The 19358-nt window shown below is 58.7% G+C and carries 15 protein-coding genes; 4 read left to right on the top strand and 11 right to left on the bottom strand.

The annotated features are described in order from the left end of the window. Window positions 1-235: 235 nt before the first annotated feature. On the top strand, window positions 236-2581 hold the full coding sequence (pvdQ, locus tag ACA056_RS15065) for a bifunctional acylase PvdQ (RefSeq protein WP_497265712.1): 2346 nt from the start codon (window positions 236-238) through the stop codon (window positions 2579-2581). 57 nt (window positions 2582-2638) lie between these two features. Here pvdQ and ACA056_RS15060 read toward each other — a convergent pair whose 3' ends face one another. Together ACA056_RS15060 and ACA056_RS15055 are read right to left on the bottom strand one after the other, a co-directional pair. Further along, window positions 2639-3640, bottom strand: coding sequence for a FecR family protein (locus ACA056_RS15060; RefSeq protein WP_497265710.1), 1002 nt, complete (start codon window positions 3638-3640; stop codon window positions 2639-2641). A gap of 97 nt (window positions 3641-3737) precedes the next feature. Beyond that, window positions 3738-8561, bottom strand: coding sequence for a dermonecrotic toxin domain-containing protein (locus tag ACA056_RS15055; RefSeq protein ID WP_497265708.1), 4824 nt, complete (start codon window positions 8559-8561; stop codon window positions 3738-3740). Window positions 8562-8792: 231 nt separating this feature from the next. On the opposite strand from ACA056_RS15055, the gene ACA056_RS15050 reads away from it, so the two are divergent. Next, complete coding sequence (locus tag ACA056_RS15050; RefSeq protein ID WP_497265706.1) at window positions 8793-9833, top strand: Ldh family oxidoreductase; 1041 nt, start codon at window positions 8793-8795, stop codon at window positions 9831-9833. 65 nt (window positions 9834-9898) lie between these two features. Here ACA056_RS15050 and ACA056_RS15045 read toward each other — a convergent pair whose 3' ends face one another. Then, entirely contained in the window at window positions 9899-10216 is a 318-nt protein-coding gene (locus ACA056_RS15045; RefSeq protein ID WP_123364977.1) for an ElaB/YgaM/YqjD family protein, read from the bottom strand. Window positions 10217-10381: 165 nt separating this feature from the next. Here ACA056_RS15045 and ACA056_RS15040 point away from each other — a divergent pair, with 165 nt between their 5' ends. Continuing rightward, a complete protein-coding gene (locus tag ACA056_RS15040; RefSeq protein ID WP_008155229.1) occupies window positions 10382-10633 on the top strand; it encodes a hypothetical protein in 252 nt (83 codons plus the stop codon). On the opposite strand, the gene ACA056_RS15035 is transcribed toward ACA056_RS15040, so the two are convergent. Further along, window positions 10608-11543: a LysR family transcriptional regulator gene (locus tag ACA056_RS15035; RefSeq protein ID WP_497265703.1), complete on the bottom strand. Its 936-nt coding sequence runs from the start codon at window positions 11541-11543 to the stop codon at window positions 10608-10610. The genes ACA056_RS15040 and ACA056_RS15035 overlap by 26 nt on opposite strands. 85 nt (window positions 11544-11628) lie before the next feature. Here ACA056_RS15035 and ACA056_RS15030 point away from each other — a divergent pair, with 85 nt between their 5' ends. Then, entirely contained in the window at window positions 11629-12552 is a 924-nt protein-coding gene (locus ACA056_RS15030) for a carbon-nitrogen hydrolase family protein (RefSeq protein ID WP_497265701.1), read from the top strand. A gap of 43 nt (window positions 12553-12595) precedes the next feature. On the opposite strand, the gene ACA056_RS15025 is transcribed toward ACA056_RS15030, so the two are convergent. The 7 genes from ACA056_RS15025 to ACA056_RS14995 all read right to left on the bottom strand — a co-directional run bounded on the left by ACA056_RS15025 (window position 12596) and on the right by ACA056_RS14995 (window position 19197). Then, window positions 12596-13069: an LEA/WHy family protein gene (locus ACA056_RS15025; RefSeq protein WP_497265699.1), complete on the bottom strand. Its 474-nt coding sequence runs from the start codon at window positions 13067-13069 to the stop codon at window positions 12596-12598. A gap of 136 nt (window positions 13070-13205) precedes the next feature. After that, window positions 13206-14285, bottom strand: a complete 1080-nt coding sequence (locus ACA056_RS15020; RefSeq protein WP_497265697.1) for a nucleoside hydrolase — start codon at window positions 14283-14285, stop codon at window positions 13206-13208. Between the two features lie 68 nt (window positions 14286-14353). Further along, window positions 14354-15664, bottom strand: a complete 1311-nt coding sequence (locus ACA056_RS15015) for an MFS transporter (RefSeq protein WP_497265695.1) — start codon at window positions 15662-15664, stop codon at window positions 14354-14356. A 165-nt stretch (window positions 15665-15829) separates the two neighbouring features. Further along, the gene (locus ACA056_RS15010; protein ID WP_497265693.1) at window positions 15830-16462 is read right to left on the bottom strand and encodes an N-carbamoylsarcosine amidohydrolase; all 633 of its coding nucleotides are present in this window, start codon (window positions 16460-16462) and stop codon (window positions 15830-15832) included. Window positions 16463-16474: 12 nt separating this feature from the next. Continuing rightward, window positions 16475-17227: a maleate cis-trans isomerase family protein gene (locus ACA056_RS15005; RefSeq protein WP_008149891.1), complete on the bottom strand. Its 753-nt coding sequence runs from the start codon at window positions 17225-17227 to the stop codon at window positions 16475-16477. 18 nt (window positions 17228-17245) lie between these two features. Then, window positions 17246-18052, bottom strand: coding sequence for an alpha/beta fold hydrolase (locus ACA056_RS15000; RefSeq protein WP_497265691.1), 807 nt, complete (start codon window positions 18050-18052; stop codon window positions 17246-17248). After that, entirely contained in the window at window positions 18049-19197 is a 1149-nt protein-coding gene (locus ACA056_RS14995; protein ID WP_008149895.1) for an FAD-dependent monooxygenase, read from the bottom strand. The genes ACA056_RS15000 and ACA056_RS14995 overlap by 4 nt, the downstream gene beginning before the upstream one ends. Window positions 19198-19358 lie beyond the last annotated feature (161 nt).

Below are 19358 nucleotides of genomic sequence, written 5' to 3'. Positions count from 1 at the left end.
CCTTTTCCGAGCCGGCCAGGAAATGTGATGGGTGCTCTCATTCAATAAGACGTACGAGCAGGGCAAATAATGAAGCCCCGAATGTAGAAATTTTGTCGCCATCACGTCAGCGGCCTGTGAGATGCCCGTAAAAAGCGCCTTTCACGGCCTAAATTTTTGTCATTTCTTTCGTTTCTAGGGGAAGGCGCAGTGCGTGTATGACGCAGGGTGTTTGTCTTTTCGATCAGGAGCGAGCGTGATTATTTCCAGGCAGTCAACCCGGTTGAGCCTTGCAGGCGTATTGGTGGGCTTGAGTCTTGCGGCAAACGCACGCAGTCAGCCGGAGCAGGCGAGCGCCGACATCCGCCGGACCAGTTTCGGTGTGCCGCATATCCGTGCCGACAACGAGCGCGGGCTCGGTTATGGCATCGGTTACGCCTACGCTCAGGACAACCTGTGCCTGCTGGCCAATGAGATCACCACCGTGAACGGCGAACGTTCACGCTATTTCGGCCCGGACCAGTTCACGGTCGAAGAGCGCGAAAACCTGGTCAGCGATTTGTTTTTCAATTGGCTGAACACGCCAGAGGCCGTCTCCGGTTTCTGGCAGGCGCAAACCCCGCCAGTGCGCGATCTCATCGAAGGGTATGTGGCGGGCTATAACCGTTCGCTGACAGAACGTCGGGCGCAGGGTTTGCCGCCGCAGTGTCAGGGCGACTGGGTACGCGAGATTACCGCCCAGGATCTGGTCAAGTTGACGCGACGACTGCTGGTCGAGGGCGGAGTAGGGCAGTTTGCCGAAGCCTTGGCCGGCGCGACGCCACCCAAAGCCGTTAGTCATGCGGCAGGCGACCCCGTGTCGTTCCAGGTGGCTGCCTCGCGCATGCAGCGTTTTGCCCTGGATCGCGGCAGCAATGCCGTGGCGGTCGGCAGTGAGCGTTCTTTCAACGGCCGCGGCATGTTGCTGGCCAATCCGCATTTCCCTTGGGTCGGCGGGATGCGTTTCTATCAAATGCACCTGACCATTCCCGGCAAACTGGACGTCATGGGCGCGGCGCTGCCGGGGTTGCCGATGATCAACATCGGTTTCAACCAGCACCTGGCGTGGACCCACACCGTGGACTCGTCCAAGCATTTCACCTTGTATCGCCTGCAACTCGATCCCAAGGATTCAACCCGTTATCTGCTCGACGGCAAGTCATTGCCGATGAAGAAACAGACCCTGACCGTGAACGTGAAACAACCGGATGGCCAGACCAGACCGGTTTCTCATGTGATCTACAGTTCGCAGTTCGGCCCGATCGTGCAATGGCCCGGAAAGCTCGACTGGGACAACCAGTTCGCCTACAGCCTGCGCGATGCCAATCTGGATAACGACCGGGTCTTGCAGCAGTGGTATGCAATGAACCGCGCGGTCAGCCTCAAAGAGTTGCAGGCCTCGGTGCACAAGATCCAGGGGATCCCGTGGGTCAACACCCTGGCGACGGATGATCAGGGGCAGACGCTGTACATGAATCTCTCGGTCGTGCCGAACGTCAGTGCCGAGAAACTGGCCAGATGCAGTGATCCGCGGGCCGGGTTGCAGATGATCGTCCTCGACGGTTCCAACAGCGCGTGTGCCTGGGACATCGACCCGCAGGCTGCACAAAAAGGCATTTTTGCGGCAGACAAGTTGCCGCAGCTGTTGCGCAAGGATTTTGTGCAGCACTCCAACGATTCGGCCTGGATGGCCAACCCAGCGCAACCGCTCACCGGTTTTTCGCCACTGATCAGCCAGGACGGCCAGCCATTAGGGTTGCGCTCACGCTTTGCGCTGGATCGCCTGAACACGTTGAACAAGGCAGGTCCCATAGCAGCTATGGATCTGCAACACATGGTGATGGACGACCAGGTGTATCAGGCGGCTCAAGTGATGCCGGACCTGCTGCAGTTCTGTGCGGCGGCACTGGATACCGATGCGCCAGCGCTCGCGCCGCTGTGTGCCAGTCTCAAGGTCTGGGATCGCAGTGCGAATCTGGACAGTGGTCTGGGGTTTGTGCATTTCCAGAATGTCATGGCGTCGCTACAGGAAACGCCTGACCTCTGGCGTGTGGCGTTCGATCCGAAAGACCCGCAACACACCCCGAGTGGCCTGGCGGTCGATCGCCCGGAAGTCGCAAAGGCAGTTCGCGAGGCGATGCTGGCGTCGGTAGCGCAGATCAACAAGATGGGGCTCAAGGCCGATAGCCGCTGGGGTGATATCCAGTTGGTCAGCAGCGGTGGCCAGCAGACGCCGATTCACGGTGGACCTGGCACCCTGGGGGTTTATAACGCCATTCAGAGCGTGCCGAGAACCGACGGTAAACTCGAAGTCGTCAGCGGTACCAGCTATTTGCAGGTGGTTACCTTTGATGACAAGGGACCGCAAGCCCAAGGGCTGCTGGCATTCTCGCTCTCCAGTGACCCTGCCTCCAGGTACTCCAGAGATCAGACCGTGGCATTTTCCAGGAAGCAGTTGAGTGTGTTGCCGTTCACCGAACAGCAGATCACGTCCGATCCGCAGTACCAGGTTCAGACGATCCGCGAGCAGGATGAAAAAGCCGGGAAGGTGGCCGCACAGTAACGCTGACGATGCTTGAACCAGGAAATGAAGGCCGCACCCCGCAAAGGGTCGCGGCCTTCAGCTTTTTGGGGCTTGTTGCGGAATGGAATTGAGGACCGGATTGCCATCCTTGTTGCGGGTCAGGTAGACCGGCAATACCTTGGGCAGGGAAGCCACCAGGTTGTTGAGCTCTTTGATGTTGTAGATGCCGCCGATGCGAATCGAGCCGGTACTGTTGTCGGCTACCATCACCGGTTTGCTCAAGTAGCGATTGATCAATGGCAATGCGTCGGTCAGGGCCAGATCATCGAGCACCAGTTTTCCGCTGCGCCACGCCAGTGAGTTGTCATTGTCGTAGGTCTGACTGATCCGGGGAGTGAAGTCGCCGCGTCTATAGCTCGCCTGCATCGCTGACTCAAGGCGCAAACCGTCACCCGCAACGGCGTCACTACTGCTCACCAGCACCGAACCTTCGATCAGGTTCACCCGTACCTGATCTTCATACATCCAGACGTTGAATTTGGTTCCGGTGACCCGAATCCTGCCTTCGGCCGCGTTGACAATGAAGGGGTGTCGAGTGTCGTGGCTGACGCTGAAGAAGGCTTCGCCTTTTTTCAGCGTAATCCGACGTTGATCCTTGTAGTTGCTGAACGTCAGCTCACTGCCCAGGTTCAGTTCTACCTGACTGCCATCGCTCAGGGTGATTTGGCGGACATTGTCGTTCGCCTCGAAATGTTGATAGGAGTTGGGTAGCCAGCCCAGGTTCCAGCCGCTATAGGCCGCCAGTGGCAACGCCATGGCGCAAACCGCTGCTGCGATACCGAAGGTGCGCCAAGGCGTAGCAAGTTTGGCGCGCACCATCGGGACCACGGTTTCTGGACGTGGAAGGTCCCCCGCGACATCCCAGATCTCCAGCATGGCCTCGTACTCGAACGCATGAAGCGGATGAGCGTCATGCCATTGCTCAAACGCCAGCCGCTCTTCAGCCGTGCAATCGATGGCGTGCAGACGCATGCACCAATGCGCAGCGGCATCGGTGACAGCGTCGTATTCGGCTTGCGAGAGAGGGTTGTCGGTCATTGACTCATCCTGATTTCCTGCATTCTAACCTTGTGAGGAAGTCTGCGAGAACAACCGTCATGGCAATTACCCATCAAACGGGCACTTATTTTTCGATTCACGGGGTGCTCGTGTGCAATTGGCGCCCCAGATGAGTGATCAGCCAGGTCACGCTGTCGGCGTTAGCGAGTTGCACCGCCAGTCTGATCAGTGGATCTTTTTTGAAGGTTGTGCGGGCACCGCTGAGGTTGTCCTCGCCAGTCAAGGTCAGGATATGTTTCTTTATCTGATCAGTATTTTCATCAGAAGTATCACCCAGGTCCTCCCATTCACCATTATCAGGATTCTGGACTTTGAACAGCTGTGTATAAGGTGTCTTGATTGACAGAGCGGTGCCCTGAATTTCGCTCAGGGCAGTCTTGAGATCAGTGGCGGAAGCACTGGCCGTTCCTATCAGATCGACGAACGGTCTTACGGCATCGAGATAAGTAATGTCTTCGGTTTTGCAGGCAATGTGCGAAACCTCATGGATCAGGGTTGCCGCCCGGGTATGGGTTCTGATGGGGAAGGCGGCGTCGGACAGGTGTTCACGGTAGAAGTCGAACTTGGGAAAGAAGAATTTCTCTGTCAGGTAAATTTTCTTCTTTACGTCCTTTGGAAGGGTGAAGCCAAAGGTGTTTTCTGCCTGACTGAAGAGTTTTCCGACCACAAAACGCTTGGAGTTCGGCTTTCTGAGTGAGGGGTCCAACAGGGCCGCAAAAATGTCGCCTAAGGCTTTTTCAAGCTTCTCCACATGTGCGTCCGTCACTGCAGGCACATCGATAAAATCCATGATGAGCTGGTGCACGGGCGTGACCGTGGGGTCAGAAGTCTTGAGCAGTTGCAGGTTGCGGAAGCTGTTCCAGGCATAGGTGGTTGCCAGATCCAGCGCCTCGTCAATCTGACGGGCCTTTCGCGGAAAAATTTGACGGATTTGGAGCATTCCATGTGCTTCGACATTCATGCTTTCCCAAACCGTTATCGCGTTCTGTACCCGGTTGATAAGGCTGAAGCGGGGCGCCGGTGTTCCCCTGTCCAGAACCCATTGCTTCGATTCGTTCAGACGTAGATAAGGGCCACGGTTTTTTGTGTCGCCGATACGCCAGCGGGTGCCGTGCTTTTCGACGGGATACACTTTGCCTTCAACCGGCCCGTAGTTTTTTTTTGTCGATGGATGAGAGTAGAGCCCAAGCTTGGAGTCGTGTGTCAGCGAACCCAGATCGACGTCAATGCTCTCCTGACGCTTCAACTGCGTGCGCTCGGGTGCGGTGATATCGATGTCCTGCCATTTGAGTCGGGTGTCGGGCGTTTCTGGCGCGGGCGCGCTGGTCGTCGAAGGCTCCTTCACTGGATCCTCCATCGATTGCCGCAACGAGGCCAGTTGTGCAATGCCGCTGATGAACTCTTTTATCGCGGGCCCCCATTTGTGCATCTGAAGGTCTTCGGCGGATTGCTTGATGTCGCGATAACTGCGCCACACCGTGATCGGGTAGGCAAGCTTGCCCGTCAAGAATGTAAATGCCTCATGCAAATCTTCACTCAGCACATGCTTGATGGTTGCCCATTCGCCCTGCTTTTTGTCATCGGACTGACAATCGAGCAATCGGACTAATAACTCGACGTTGTCGTTGAACAAGTGTTTGAACAGATTCCCCTTGATCGGATTGGACGCCAGCGTCACTTCGGGGAGGCGGTTACTGGAGGTCGCCATCCTGTACTCAAGCAGGATCCGAACAGGCTGCGGGAGGTTCATGAGTACCCAGTCGAGCAGACCGCCGCGAGTCTTCAGATCTGTCAGCAGTTGTGTTTCATTCTTATATTCTTTCACTCCGTGCCGAGGGCTGTGAGGCGCGACAAGGACCTGTGGCGCGGTGCTATCGGTCGATGAGCCAATCAGATAGACACCTGGCACTTTGACCGCCTGTCCACTCTGGATGCCCAGGAGCTCAAGTGGGCGGATGATCGCGTGGGCACCGTCGACTGCCGCGCGGGCGATAGCGTCAGGCATGTCCATGACTTGGCGTATCAGATCAAACCCCGTCTCGCTCAGGCGCTCCTGCAGTTTTTCCGTGTGGGCGTAATGCATCAGCTGCCAGGGTAATTGCGTGTAAAACCGCTTCCTGCGGTCCGCTGCGTTTGCCTGGGTGTCTGCAAAGGCTTCGTTCAATGTTTTCTGCTGATGTTCGCCCAGCTTCAAGTTTCGTATCAGGTCTCTGATGTAGCTTTGGTTCATGTCCTCTGGAATCTCGGTGTTATCAAGCGACACCAGTGTGAAATGGGCTTTATCCAGGTCCTTGAAATGGGTCAGTGCAAAGTCGGTGAGGATCTGGGTGCTGGCCGCAGACCTCGAGCGTGCGCTGATCAGGATCTGGACCTTATCCGGATCGATGTCGAACGTATCTGCCTTGAGTTGTTTTTCAAGTGCATGGTGCGCCGTGCGCGCCAGGGAGCGTATGCCGGTGAGGTAGTCCTGGTCGTCGGTGACGTTGTTGAGGTATTGCTGAAGCAACTCCCCATGCAGTATCTGGTCTTGAATGGACGCCTTGGCCAGCCATGCCGGCAGTTTTTGCTGGGTCGTCAGCGATTGGGCAATGTCCGTCGCATGGTCTAACCCCGTCATCGGTTGACGCAGCGCCACCAGCTTCAGAAGACTGGCCAGGGTTGTCGCGGGAAGCTTCGTGGCCAGCGCACGGGTGACGCACGCTTGGTCCAGCTGGACATAGGGCTTTTGCACGTGATCGAGAAAATGCTCATCTATTCGCTGCAGTGGCGCCAGAGTGTAAGTCTGACCAGGCAATCGCTCGCTACGTCCAAGGTTCTCCAGGAGGGTGGTGCGAGCATCGGCGTCCTTGAGGCGTCGATCCAGCTCGGTCAACAACGGAGTCAATGCCCTGAAGGCTTCAAATCCCGATGCCGGCGTCCACAAAATCGCCTTGCCCGAATGCTTCGGGTCCAGGCCTCCTCGTTCGGTCAGCACAAAACAACTGGCCAGTTTCAACGGGTCCGTGGCTTCGCTTACCTTCAATGCCAAGGAAAATACGTCCGGCAAAAAGCCGTTCAATGCAGCTCGCTGCAAACGTACCGGGGTATCAAGCACGGTTTTGATGATTGCCTGTTCCGTCGCACCCAGGGTGCGCGTGACGGCATGCAGCTTCAATTCACTGCGCAATGCCGTTGACAGAGTGTGAGTGAAACTCGATTGCAAGCTCCCGAGCGACGAATCGACGATGCGCTGCGCCTCGGTAATCGTGCGGGTTGTTGTAGGAATGACCGGATGGTTGTCGAGGAGTTGGTCGAGCGCCTGCTCAACGGAGGAGAGTCGCGCCAGCTGCTCTTTGGCCGACTCGGCACGCACGGTGGCCGGTTGCGCGCTCCAACGCTGCTCGGCGTGTGTGCTCCAACGTCCAGCGGCATCGGCCGCCAGCAGTCGGTCGTCGATCAGTCCCCGGACATCCAGTGCCTTGTCGATCAAGGCATGGGGGTCCTGTGTACCTTCGCTTTCACGGTAACGGCTCAGCGCGTGGGACAGGTTCTCCCGTTGTTTGCCAAGGATGTCGTCCATCAATTGTTCAAACACCGGGCTGATGATCGGTTCACCGACAATGACGCGCTCATCCGGCTCCAATGAAATAAACGTGCCGCGTTCGTCCAAAGACATGAAGTTGAGCAACGTGTCTTCGTGGCCTTCGCTTTTCATCATCTCCAGGACGATTTTCCTGACAGCGGGCAGGTCGCTCGTCGCCTCGATGCCTCTGGACTGGGTGTACAGAAAGCCCAGGCTCTCGCGGCTGCCGATCATCAAGGTCGAGGCCAGCTGCGCGTAATGCTTGAAGGGAGCGGTGATACGCACTTTTTCGATGCGAAGAGGATCGACGGTTTCAGGTTCGAGGCTGACATTCATCAGTCGCAGGTATTCCTGCGTCGTTAGAACACCTTGCTGACGCTGAAGCAAAAGCTTCACGTGAAAGGTATCGCGCAAACCCTCGGCAAAAAACACCGAGCGTGACTGCCCGTTGCTCATCGGTGTGTTCCAGAACGTCTTGAGCAGGCCTTGCAAGTGAGGGGTAAAGCTTTGCGCGATCTCTTTGACTGCGCTTTCCCAGGCCTGGTTATCGGCGTCGCTGCTCACACTGTGTTGCGGATTGGAAAAGACTCTGGAATCGCCAGTCGGCCACTCGTTGGTCAGGTAGTAATGCAGCAGGGCATCGCTCAGTGAATGCGAGGAAAGCGTGTGCTGGTAATCGCTGCCGTCGGAGGCTGAAATCGTCCTGACAAAGCTCTTCAGTCGAGTAAGGCGCTGGTCCAGTTTGGGGAACGGTTTGTGCAACGCTTTCTTGAGGGTCTGGTCCAGCATCGATTGCAGTGTTGGCAGCTTGACCAGCTCACCCATCATCGTCTTGATGTTCTGAGTCTGATTGCGCTCGAGGGTGAGCTGCTGGTCCTGGAACACCGCACCTTCGATTATTTGCGTGGCAATGTCTGGCCCAGTGGCGGCGGGTAAAGCGCTGCGTTGTTCGATGGAGAGAAAGCGCAGTAGCTCACGCTTGCCGGTGGCCTGCACCAACCACTCCTTGAGCTTGTTTTTGAGGTTGTCCATGTCCGCGAATTTGATCAGGCCTTTCCACGGTGTGTAGAGCGTGACTTCTCCATCGTTGGGCCGGCTCATGGCAAAAGCGCCGGCCAGGGGGATATCGGGTGCATCAGGCACGCTCAAAAGCAGCTGGTCGACGTGCATAGGCTTGTTATTGGCGATACGGACTTCATGCGTCGCCAGATAAACAACCTTCAACCACTTCAGGTCATCAAGCGTGAAGGACAGTGCCTTTTCGCGTTCATCGGGCTGTCTGGCTTTGGATGCAAGTTCTGCCTCGTCGAAAAAATACGGCAGTGGGGGAGCAGGCATGGTTTTTCCTCGATGTGCTGCGATCGGCGGGTAATCGTCGGTCGTTGGATTGAGGAAAAACAGTACGGCCAGTGGAAGGCTTGGGTGCGGTACATATTGCTTGATCCGAACAGGCTGTCGAGACTTGACAGGAAGCCGGTAGAACAGCGCTTAATCGACAACTGTTTTGGGTTGCCCTGCAACCTCGCTTCACCCTGTTGCCCGTACTCAATAATAAAACTGGAGCTTCAGATGACCGCAACGCCCGAAATGGCCGTCAGTTCGAACACTCAAACGCTCGATTTCGACGCGCTCGTACTTTTGCTTGAGCAGATTTTTCAGCGCCATGGCACCTCCGCCGAGGTGGCCAGGACACTGGCCCTCAACTGCGCCGGCGCCGAACGCGATGGCGCCCATAGCCATGGCGTGTTCCGCATTCCCGGTTACGTGTCGACGCTCCAGAGCGGCTGGGTCAATGGCCAGGCCGTGCCGGTGGTCGAGGACGTGGCTTCGGGCTTTGTCCGGGTCGACGCCGGTAATGGTTTCGCCCAACCGGCCCTCGCCGCAGCACGCGGTTTGTTGGTGGAAAAAGCCCGCAGTGCTGGCATTGCGGTGTTAGCGATTCGTAACTCCCACCATTTCGCCGCATTGTGGCCGGATGTTGAACCCTTCGCCTATGAAGGCTTGGTGGCGCTGAGCGTGGTCAACAGCATGACCTGCGTGGTGCCGCACGGGGCCGATCGTCCGCTGTTCGGGACCAACCCGATTGCTTTCGCCGCCCCTCGGGCTGACGGCGATCCGATTGTCTTCGACCTGGCGACTAGCGCCATTGCTCATGGCGATGTGCAGATCGCCGCGCGCAAGGGCGAGCGTTTGCCGCCAGGCATGGGTGTGGACAGTCTCGGCCAGCCAACCCAGGACCCGAAAGCGATTCTTGAGGGCGGCGCGTTGCTGCCGTTTGGCGGGCATAAAGGTTCGGCGCTGTCGATGATGGTCGAGCTGTTGGCGGCGGCGTTGACCGGCGGCAATTTTTCCTTCGAGTTCGATTGGTCGAACCATCCGGGGGCCAAGACGCCGTGGACTGGCCAACTGTTGATCGTGATCGACCCGAGCAAGGCGGCCGGGCAGAATTTTGCCGAGCGCAGTCAGGAACTGGTCCGGCAGATGCACGGTGTGGGGCTCAAGCGTTTGCCGGGGGATCGACGTCACCAGCAACGGGCCAAGGCCAGCACCGAAGGCATTAAGCTTGATGCTCAGACGCTAGCGAGTTTACGGGAACTGGCCGGGCTCTGACGCTTGGGAAAACCCGGACATGAAAAAGGCGAGCTTCAATGCTCGCCTTTTTTTTCCGAAACTGCTTACCGCCGGCCCAGCAACAAACCGACCACCAGACCGAAACCGGCAGAGATCGCCACGGTTTGCCACGGATGACCACCGATATAAGTTTCAGTGGCTTCGACCGCAGGTTTGGTCCGGTCACGAACGCTGGTGACGGAGTCCCGAGCCTGCTGAAGTTTCTGGGCGATTTGCCCACGAAGTGTGTCCGCTTCCTCACCCACCAGTGAGGCACTGCTTTTGAGCAGTTTTTCCGACTCTTCGATCAGAGCCTGAAGTTCGCTGAAGGCTTGATCCTTGATCTGGTCTTCGGCGACTTGTGCGGCGGTTTTCCGGGCCATTGGGGTACTCCTTGCAGATAAATGGACAGTGAACAATGGAGTCTGTCGTCAGCGAAAAAGTTGCAGCGAATTTGCCTGTAGACGTCATCCTGATCAAAAATCCAGAGCAGGACATTTCCTCCTACAGTGTAAGATGTCGCCTATTTTACGCAGCAGGTAACTCCCATGAGCTTCAATCTGGCCGACAAACCCCTTGCCGAGCGCGCTGCGCTGGAAGATGAGAAGTCCCGTCTGTTCGATCTATGGCAAAGCAACCTGGGCAAGTCCAAGGGCGAAGCCGCGCGGTTGTTCGGTGAACGCGCCAAGCGCAAAGGCAAATGGGCCGAGTGGGTCCGTGCCGAACTTGACGGCATGTCGCCCCCGGAATTCGCGAACATGGTGCGCAGCGAAGTCAATCGCCTGATGGCTGCCAAGTAGCACTCGCAAAACTCGCGACAATCGCTTCCCGTACTTTCAGCACCACCGGATCGAGCTGCGTACTGGTGCGCCAGCCCAGTTCGATCGGGTAACGCGGCAACGCCAGAGGGCAGGGCAGCAGTGCCAGTCCGCTGAGCGCTGCAATGCTTTGGGCCGCATGGGCCGGAATGGTCGCCACGGCCTGACTGCCCTTGAGCAAGTGCGGCAACGCGGCAAAGTGTGTGGTCGAAGCGCATACCCGCCGACTCAACCCTAGCGCCGCCAGCCCCTCATCGGTGATCCCGATAAAGCCGCCCGACGACACCAGAATGTGCTCGCGGGCGACGAACGCCTCAAGGCTGAGGGTCTGCTGTCCCTCGGCCAGGCTGAGCGGGTCCACCAGGCACAGATAACCGCCTTCTCCCAACACCTGACGGCTGAGCAAGCGCTCGGCAAACCCACCTGCGGTGATCGCCAGATCGATGCTGCGTTCCATCAACGCTTGCGCGACGATCTGACTGTGGGTCTGACGAAAGATCAGCCGCAGCTTTGGCGCGACGCGGGCGATTTCTTCGATCAGCCGGCGCCCATAAGCGATTTCGAAATCATCGGACATACCCACGGTCACCGAGCGCCCGTCGTAATGGTGGGCAGCCGGATCGACCATCGCCAGGCTCTGCCGGCATTTGTTCAGGGCATCGCTGACCACCGGTTTCAACTGGTTGGCCCTGAGTGTGGGCGCGAGTCCGCGGCCGGTGCGCACGAACAACTGATCGCCATACACCTCGCGAAGCCTTCGCAGTGCCGCACTGACCGCCGATTGCGTCACGCCCAGACGCAACGCGGCCCGGCTGGCGCTGGACTCCTCGTGGAGCGCTTCGAAGACTTTCAGCAGGTTGAGATCGACGGTGGCGATATTCATTTGGTTCATATCATTCAGCAGCAAACGGGGCTTTATTGATGATCCCGTGGCGCCGGAGAATGAGCAACACCTCATTGCTTTCGGAGTTACTGCGATGCCCAAGTCAATCGTTGCTGCACTGCAAATCGGCTCTTTGCCCGGTGGCAAGGCCGAGACCCTGGAACAGATCCTTTCTTGGGAAAACGCGATTATCGAATCCGGCGCGGCGCTGGTGGTCATGCCTGAAGCGTTGCTCGGCGGTTACCCCAAAGGCGAGGGTTTTGGTACTCAGCTGGGTTATCGACTGCCGGAAGGGCGTGAAGCCTTTGCCCGGTACTTTGCCAATGCGATCGACGTGCCCGGCGCGGAAACCGAAGCGTTGGCCGGGCTGTCGGCGCGCACCGGCGCCAATCTGGTGATCGGTGTCATCGAACGTGCCGGCAGCACCTTGTTCTGCACTGCGTTGTATTTCGATCCGCAGGCCGGGCTGGTCGCCAGGCACCGCAAACTGATGCCCACCGGCACCGAACGGTTGATCTGGGGCAAAGGCGATGGCTCGACGCTGCCGGTGATCGACAGTCAGGTCGGGCGGATCGGCGCGGTAGTGTGTTGGGAAAACATGATGCCGCTGCTGCGCACTGCGATGTACGCCAAAGGCGTGGAGGTCTGGTGCGCGCCAACGGTGGACGAGCGGGAAATGTGGCAGATCAGCATGCGCCATATCGCCCATGAAGGACGCTGCTTTGTGGTCAGCGCCTGTCAGGTTCAGGATTCACCGCAAGCCTTGGGCGTGGAGATCGCCAACTGGCCGGCGGACCGGCCATTGATTGCCGGTGGCAGCGTGATCATTGGGCCGATGGGCGACATTCTGGCGGGGCCTCTGCGTGACAGCGCCGGTTTGCTCACCGCACAAATCGACACCGATGACCTGATCCGCGCCCGTTACGACTACGACGTGGTCGGGCACTACGCGCGCCCGGACGTGTTTGAGTTGACGGTGGATGAGCGGGCCAAGCCTGGTGTCCGCTTCAACACATAATCCCTTGTGGGAGCAAGCTCGCTCCCACATTGATCTGTCGGTCTCACCAGGTGCCGGTCGTCGACGTTGGCAGGCTGAGTTTGCCACTGTCCACGAAACGCATCGTGCCGAACAAGCCGCCCGCGAGTTTGCCGCGCAGGACGTAGGGCAGGTTGTCGAGGGTTTGGGTTTTGCTCAGGCCCAGGGTCTGGCGCAGCACGGAGAACGCCGAAACACTCACCGGCACGGTCAGCACGGTTTCGGAAAAGCGTGCAATCGAGCCCGATTGATCGCTGACACCGGAGGCGAGTGGCTGGCCGTTGACTTCCATGTCCAGGGCCACGCCGTTGTAATTGATGGTGGTCTCGTTGGGATTTTGCACGCGAATTTTCACGGCAAAGCGTACTTCCATGTCCTGGCTTTGCAATGGCTCGAAGCCGACCACGTTGATGTTCAGCGGGTCGCGATTGGGCAGCAGGGCGCAGGCGCTCAGGGAGAGCAACAGCAACGAGAGGGATAAGGCGAGGAGTCTGCGCATGAAGGGTTCTCGACAGAAAAGGGACCGAACCGCTGACGGCTCGGCCCTTGAGCAACGTTCGGCGGTTCACCTGTGCGACCACGCTCACTGTGAGGGGTTCGCCGCAAGCTGTCACTTCTTCATGAGCGGCGCGGCATCATCTGCCTTTGACCGGCGTCGGTAAGGTCACAAGATTCACATAATCATCCCAGAACTGCTTCTGGTCGATGGCAAACACCACCTTGGCTTTTTGCGTGCCCACGGGTGGACTTTTCTTGTAACCCAGGGCACGACCGTAGTCGGCACCGAACTGGGCATTGACATCGACCCACAGCTCGCGGGATTCGGTGACGATGCCCGGCTCGACCAGAAACAGGGCCGGCAGGCTGTCCCAGGTAAAACTGTGATAGCCGGGGTCTTTGCTGAACAATGGCGCGAATTCGTGTTTGTACAGATCGGCAATCGGTCCCGGCCGGGCGATAACGCGCTGGTAGATCGAGGCGTCGAAGGTGACCTTTTCGCACACATCGTTGGGAAAAATGACGTGTTCGATGGGTGAGCGCAGGACGATCTTCGCCGCCTCGGGGTCGAACCACCAGTTGAATTCGGCGGCCGGTGTGGTGTTGCCCGGAATCTCGATGGCCCCGCCCATGTACACGATGCGTTTGATCAACGGCACGATGTCGGGGGCGGAGCGAATGGCCAGGGCGATGTTGGTCAGCGGGCCGACCGCCAGCAACGTCACCTCATGGGGATTGGCGCGCACGCTGTCGACGATGAACTGGGCGGCTGTTTCCTTGCGCAACGAGGTGTGGGTTGCCAGGCCATCCGGCGGGGCGATCAGTTGCGCGGCGGAAGTCGGACGCGGCGCCTTGAAAGCACCCGGCCAACCAGCCCCGAACAGGGCTTTTTCCTGCGGGTAGGTGGCGAAGTCATGAAGCAACGGGTAGGCCGCTCCGGAATAGACGCCGACGTCCTTTTCCACACCCATGCGTTCTACTGCCTTGAGGGCATCCACCTGTTCCTGGTCGACCCAGGCGTTGCCGCTGACCAGGGTCATGCCGAGCAGGTCGATGCGTTTCTGGGCGTGGAGTTGGGCGAGCATGATGAAGGCCTGGCCATCATCGTTGAGCACGTTGAAGTCGGTGTCGAAGATGACTTTTTCCGCCGCTTGCAGGGAACCGGCGCAGAGACCGGCAGCGACAAGCAGGGCACAGCGTTTGATGAAAACTTGCATGGGGACTCACCTGAGAATTTGTATGTGGCGGCTACCACGATCCCTGTAGGAGCCGGCGGTGTGGTGTGTCAGCGGTTGACCAGTTTGGCCGGCAAGGCGATCACCAGAAAGCTGCTGAGAATCAGGCAGCCGGCAAAGAACCACAGCGCACCGGCGCTACTGCCGGTGACGTCGATGGCGACCCCCATCAGTGAATTGCTGACCAGCCCGGCGATGTTCGCCAACGAGCAGGCGAGGGCGAAGCCGGTGGCCGCCGCGGTGCCTTTGAGAAAGGTCGCCGGCAGACTGAAGAACACCGGCACCGCGCCGATGATCGCCGCCGACGCGATGGCGAACAGTGCCACGGTCGCCACCACGTTGTGGACGAAGAACGGCGCACTGGCCATGGCGGCTGCGCCCACCAGAAACGGCACGATGATGTGCCAGCGACGTTCGCGGTGTTTGTCGGAGCTGGCGCCGATCAACAGCATGCCCAATAACGCGGCGATGCTCGGCAGCGCCGTGAGTACACCGATGTGGAACGTGTCGCTGATGCCTGCATTGCGGATGAAGGTCGGCATCCAGAAACCCATGGCATAGGCACTGAGCAGGATCGAGAAGTCGATCCCGCCGAGCATCCAGACCTTCAGGTTGAAGAAGCCGTCTCGAAAACTGTGTTTGCTGTCCCCGCCACTGGCGTCATCGGCGCGCAGTTCTTGCTCCAGCAGGTTTTTCTCATCGTCGTTGAGCCATTTGGCCTGGCGATAGTTGTTGGGCAGGGCCCAGAAGGTCAGCACGCCCAGCAGGACACTCGGTACCGCTTCGATGAGGAACAGCCATTGCCAGCCATGCAGGCCGCCAAAGTTATCGAAATAACCCATGACCCAGCCGGACAGCGGGCCGCCAATGACGCTGGACAGCGGCAGGCCGATCATGAACAAGGCGATGATGCGGCCGCGTCGATAGGTCGGGAACCAGGTCGTCAGGTAATACAGAACGCCGGGCAGAAAGCCTGCTTCGGCGGCGCCGAGCAAGAAGCGCAGGATGTAGAACTGAGTGGTGGACGTCACGAGCATGGTGCAGGCCGAAAGCAGGCCCCAGGTGATCATGATGCGGGCGATCCAGATCTTGGCGCCGACTTTCTCCAGCACCAGGTTGCTTGGCACCTCGAACAGGATGTAGCCGACAAAAAACAGCCCGGCACCGAGGCCGAAAGCGGTTTCGCTGAAGTGCAGTTGATCGAGCATCTGCAGTTTGGCAAAGCCGATATTGATCCGGTCGAGGTACGCGGCCAGGTAGCAGAAGCACAGGAAAGGGATCAGCTTCCAGGTGATCTTGTGGTAAAGCGCTTGAATCGGGTCGGCGACCGTGGTCGCAGGTGCTGCATTCGCAATGGGCATTGGGTGTCTCCTGGCGGTGACTTATGGTTTTTATACAGCCGCTTTTTTCCAGCGCTCTGGCGCGCTGTAGCAAGCGACGTCCAAAGGCAGTGTCAGAAGACTGAGGGCGTACCCTCAGTTTTTATCAAAGACCTGCGCTCTATGGCGCGGTTCTTGTGGTACGCCTTACATTTTTTTGAAGTGCGCGATGGCCTCCTGCTTGCTGACGACATCGCCGTACTTGCTGTCGATATCGAACAGGTTGGCTTCATGGGGCGCCGAATGCCGGTCGCCGACGCACTCGCGCACGACGATGGTGCGAAAACCGTGTTGTACGGCGTCCACCGCTGTCGCCCGAATGCAGCCGCTGGTGGAGCAACCGGCCAGCACCACGGTGTCGATGCCTTGGGCGTGCAGCATCGAGGCCAGGCTGCTGCCGAAAAAGGCACTGGCGTACTGCTTGCTGATCACCACTTCATCCTCCTGGGGCTGTACCTCTTCGCAAAACGCTGCCAAGGGGTTGCCCTCGACCATATCTTTCATCACCGGGGCTTTTTTAACCCAGATGCCACCGTCGGCGAAATGGCCGGGGTGGTAGCGAATATTAGTGTGCACCACCGGGATGCCCTGACGACGGGCGCTGGCCAACAGCTCAACGCTTTCGGCCACGGCACTGACCACGCCGGGTGCGAACAGCGGCGCCCCTTCGGTGGTATAGCCACGCATGAAGTCGATCATCAGCAACGCGGCTTTGCGGCCGAAACCGATGCGCTGGCCCCACACGCCCTGATAGTTGTCGTTGGCGGTTTGTTCACTCATGTCGCTCACCTCTTAATAGGCGCCGGAGAGCAGGGCGCCTGCACCGGGAACAATCGGTTCCAGGTCCAGGGCCTTGAGCATGGCGTAGGTGGTGGCAATGGCGGCGGTGAGCACCGGTTTTCCGGTTTGCGCTTCGACTTGCGCCACCACGGGCAATGACTGCATCTGCACACAGGCCGAGAGCACGATCACGTCGACGCCTTCCAGGTTCATACCAGCCACGATGCCCGGCAGATTCGCCGGATCGTGACGGGCCACGGCGAGGTTGTCGGGAATTTCCAGTGCGCGCCAGTCCACGACTTCGAAACCTTCTGCGCGTATGTAATCCACCACCAGTTCGGTGAGGGGTTTCATGTACGGCGCGACAATAGCGATGCGTTTGGCGCCCAGCACTTTCAGGCCTTCGATCAAGGCACCGGCGCTGGTAATGACTGGTGCGTTGCCGTCGTTATCGGCGGTGGCCTTGCGCAGCCGTTGCTCGGATTTGCGGTGGTAACCCAGACCCATGGCCATGATCGCCACCAGGCACGCATAACCCAATACGTCGACCTTGGCGTCAGACAATTCCACGGCGCAGCGGTCGGATTCGCCATCCATCGCCGCCAGCTCTTCCTTGCGCACTTGCTTCATGCGCATGCGGCTGGAGTGAAAGGTGAAGCGTTCCGGGCGGATCAACTGACGCGCGGTGAGCATCGCCGGGATCTCGGTTTCCATGGTGGTGTTGGAGCTCGGCACGATCTGGCCGATGCGGTAAGGCGTGAGCATAAAAGTCTCCGGATTCGATTAGTTCAGGCGTGGGCCAAGGAAATCACCGAAGGCGCTGAAGAAGCCGTCGAGGTCATCCCAGGGAATCATGTGCCCGGCGTTTTCGACGTGGACACTGCGAATGTTCGGTTGCAGGTCGAGGATTTCCGCTTCGTCCTCGGGCTGAATAACACCACCACGGCCGGCGATCATCAGTAACGCCGGGGCCTGGAGTTTCGGCAGGTCCTGATGGAAATCCACGTCGTGGAAATCGTTGAAGGCCCGCACGATCGCCGGTTCGTAGCAGGTGTGCAGCCACTCGGCGCGCAGTTGCAATTGCTCGTCGGTCCAGGTGGCACAGAAGGCGCGCATCGCCTCGGCGTCCATCCCGACCAACGACTGGCGAATCGAATCGACGTACCACGGCAGTTTGCTCGGGTATTCGCGCCGACCAGGGCCGGACACCGGTGGATCGATCAGCACCAGGCGGTTCACCCCGGCCGGATGACGCACCGCGCTGCGCACGGCAAAACGGGCGCCCATGGAGTGGCCGACCAGGTTGTAGTTGTTCAGCTTCATGGCTTTGGCAAAAGCGCCGATGTCGTTGGCGCAGGCTTCAGCGCTGTAGTCCAGTTCTGGCCCGGTGGAGGAGAGGCCGCGACCGCGAACGTCGAGCACATAGGTGTCGAAATGCTCGCCGAGTCGTTCCGCGACAAACCCCCAGGTGATCGCCGGGCTGGTGATGCCGGGAATCAGAATCAGCGCCGGGCCTTTACCGCCATAGCGCAGGTAATGCTGGCGAATGCCGTTGGCCTGGACGTTACCGCCATGGATGAACGTACTCACGCGGCTACCCCCGATTTCAACGGCTGGGCGTACAGGTCATAGCCGTAAACCCAGGCCGGATCTTCCTGGGTGCGCAGCCAGGTGTTGGCGTTGGACACGGACTGCACGCGGGAAGCGCGTTCCTTGCGGTTGGCTTCATACAGTTCGAACGCGGTGCGGTAATCGCCGAGCCCGGTTTCCTGCAGGCAGCGGGTGAGCATCGCGGCGTCTTCGATGGCCATGCCAGCGCCCTGGGCCATGTGCGGCTTCATCGGGTGGCAAGCGTCACCCAGCAGCACCAGTCGCCCACGGCTCCACAGCGGCAACGGGTTGCGGTTGCGCAACGGCCATTTGGTGACGCTTTCGGTGGATTCGATCAGCGCCTGGACCGTCGGGTGATAACCCTGGAACGCCTCAAACATTTCTTCGCGGCTGCTGTCGACGAACGCACCTTGGAAATCCCATTCCGGATGCGGCACGCCGGTGACGTAGTAGTACTCGTCGCGCTTGCCGGTGGTGTAGTAGACCATCATGTGCCGATCCTCGGTCCACCACTTGATGCAGTCTTCGAACTTCAAATCGTATTTGGCCAGTTGATCGCCACGGATCAGCGCGCGGTGCGCCACCCAGCCGCTGTACAGCGGTTTTTCCGCACCGAGCAACTCTTCACGAATCTTCGAATTGATGCCGTCGGCGCCGATGACGATGTCGGCGTAGGTCACTTCGCCGTCACTGAAGGTCAGGCGCACCTGGCTGTCGGTTTCTTCCAGGGTTTCCAAGCGTTTGTTGAAGTGCACGGTGCCGGGTTTGATCGTCGACATCTGCAGGGCGTGCAGGTCGCCGCGGTGCACGGTGATGTAGGACGCGCCGTACTCCTTGCGAGCGAAATCTCCCAATGGGATGCGTGACAGGTAATCGCCACTCAAACCGTCACGGCTGAACCAGTGATCCGGGTGCGAACCCATCAGGTCGAGCTGTTGCTCAATACCCATGCGCCGGAAGATTTTCATGATGTTGGGACCCATGTGAATCCCGGCGCCGAGGCGGGAGAACTCGGGTGCCTGTTCGTAGATGTCCACCTCAAACCCGGCTTGTTGCAGCAGCGTCGCAGCGGCTGCACCGCCCAGACCCGCACCGACGATGGCGATTTTCTGTGTTCTTGCCATGGGGCTTGTTCCTCTTCTTCGAATAGTCGCTGGCTGTGTCGCCGCAAGGTTTTTAAAGTGTATACGCTATAATTTTCAAAAAGAAAGTGCCGCTTGGAAAAATAATTTTCACGCTTATTTCTCGGAAGTCACCAAATGTAACCAGTAAAAATTGGTTTTGT

The organism is Pseudomonas sp. LBUM1666, from assembly GCF_059695775.1.
The sequence above is the reverse complement of the archived record's forward strand: the minus strand, read 5'-3'. Positions and strand labels throughout refer to the sequence as shown.

Coding starts and splice junctions, on each gene's coding strand:
- ACA056_RS15060 (WP_497265710.1), bottom strand. CDS start 3,640: ATGACCGACAACCCTCTCTCGCAAGCCGAATACGACGCTGTCACCGAT.
- ACA056_RS15055 (WP_497265708.1), bottom strand. CDS start 8,561: ATGCCTGCTCCCCCACTGCCGTATTTTTTCGACGAGGCAGAACTTGCA.
- ACA056_RS15050 (WP_497265706.1), top strand. CDS start 8,793: ATGACCGCAACGCCCGAAATGGCCGTCAGTTCGAACACTCAAACGCTC.
- ACA056_RS15045 (WP_123364977.1), bottom strand. CDS start 10,216: ATGGCCCGGAAAACCGCCGCACAAGTCGCCGAAGACCAGATCAAGGAT.
- ACA056_RS15040 (WP_008155229.1), top strand. CDS start 10,382: ATGAGCTTCAATCTGGCCGACAAACCCCTTGCCGAGCGCGCTGCGCTG.
- ACA056_RS15035 (WP_497265703.1), bottom strand. CDS start 11,543: ATGAACCAAATGAATATCGCCACCGTCGATCTCAACCTGCTGAAAGTC.
- ACA056_RS15030 (WP_497265701.1), top strand. CDS start 11,629: ATGCCCAAGTCAATCGTTGCTGCACTGCAAATCGGCTCTTTGCCCGGT.
- ACA056_RS15025 (WP_497265699.1), bottom strand. CDS start 13,069: ATGCGCAGACTCCTCGCCTTATCCCTCTCGTTGCTGTTGCTCTCCCTG.
- ACA056_RS15020 (WP_497265697.1), bottom strand. CDS start 14,285: ATGCAAGTTTTCATCAAACGCTGTGCCCTGCTTGTCGCTGCCGGTCTC.
- ACA056_RS15015 (WP_497265695.1), bottom strand. CDS start 15,664: ATGCCCATTGCGAATGCAGCACCTGCGACCACGGTCGCCGACCCGATT.
- ACA056_RS15010 (WP_497265693.1), bottom strand. CDS start 16,462: ATGAGTGAACAAACCGCCAACGACAACTATCAGGGCGTGTGGGGCCAG.
- ACA056_RS15005 (WP_008149891.1), bottom strand. CDS start 17,227: ATGCTCACGCCTTACCGCATCGGCCAGATCGTGCCGAGCTCCAACACC.
- ACA056_RS14995 (WP_008149895.1), bottom strand. CDS start 19,197: ATGGCAAGAACACAGAAAATCGCCATCGTCGGTGCGGGTCTGGGCGGT.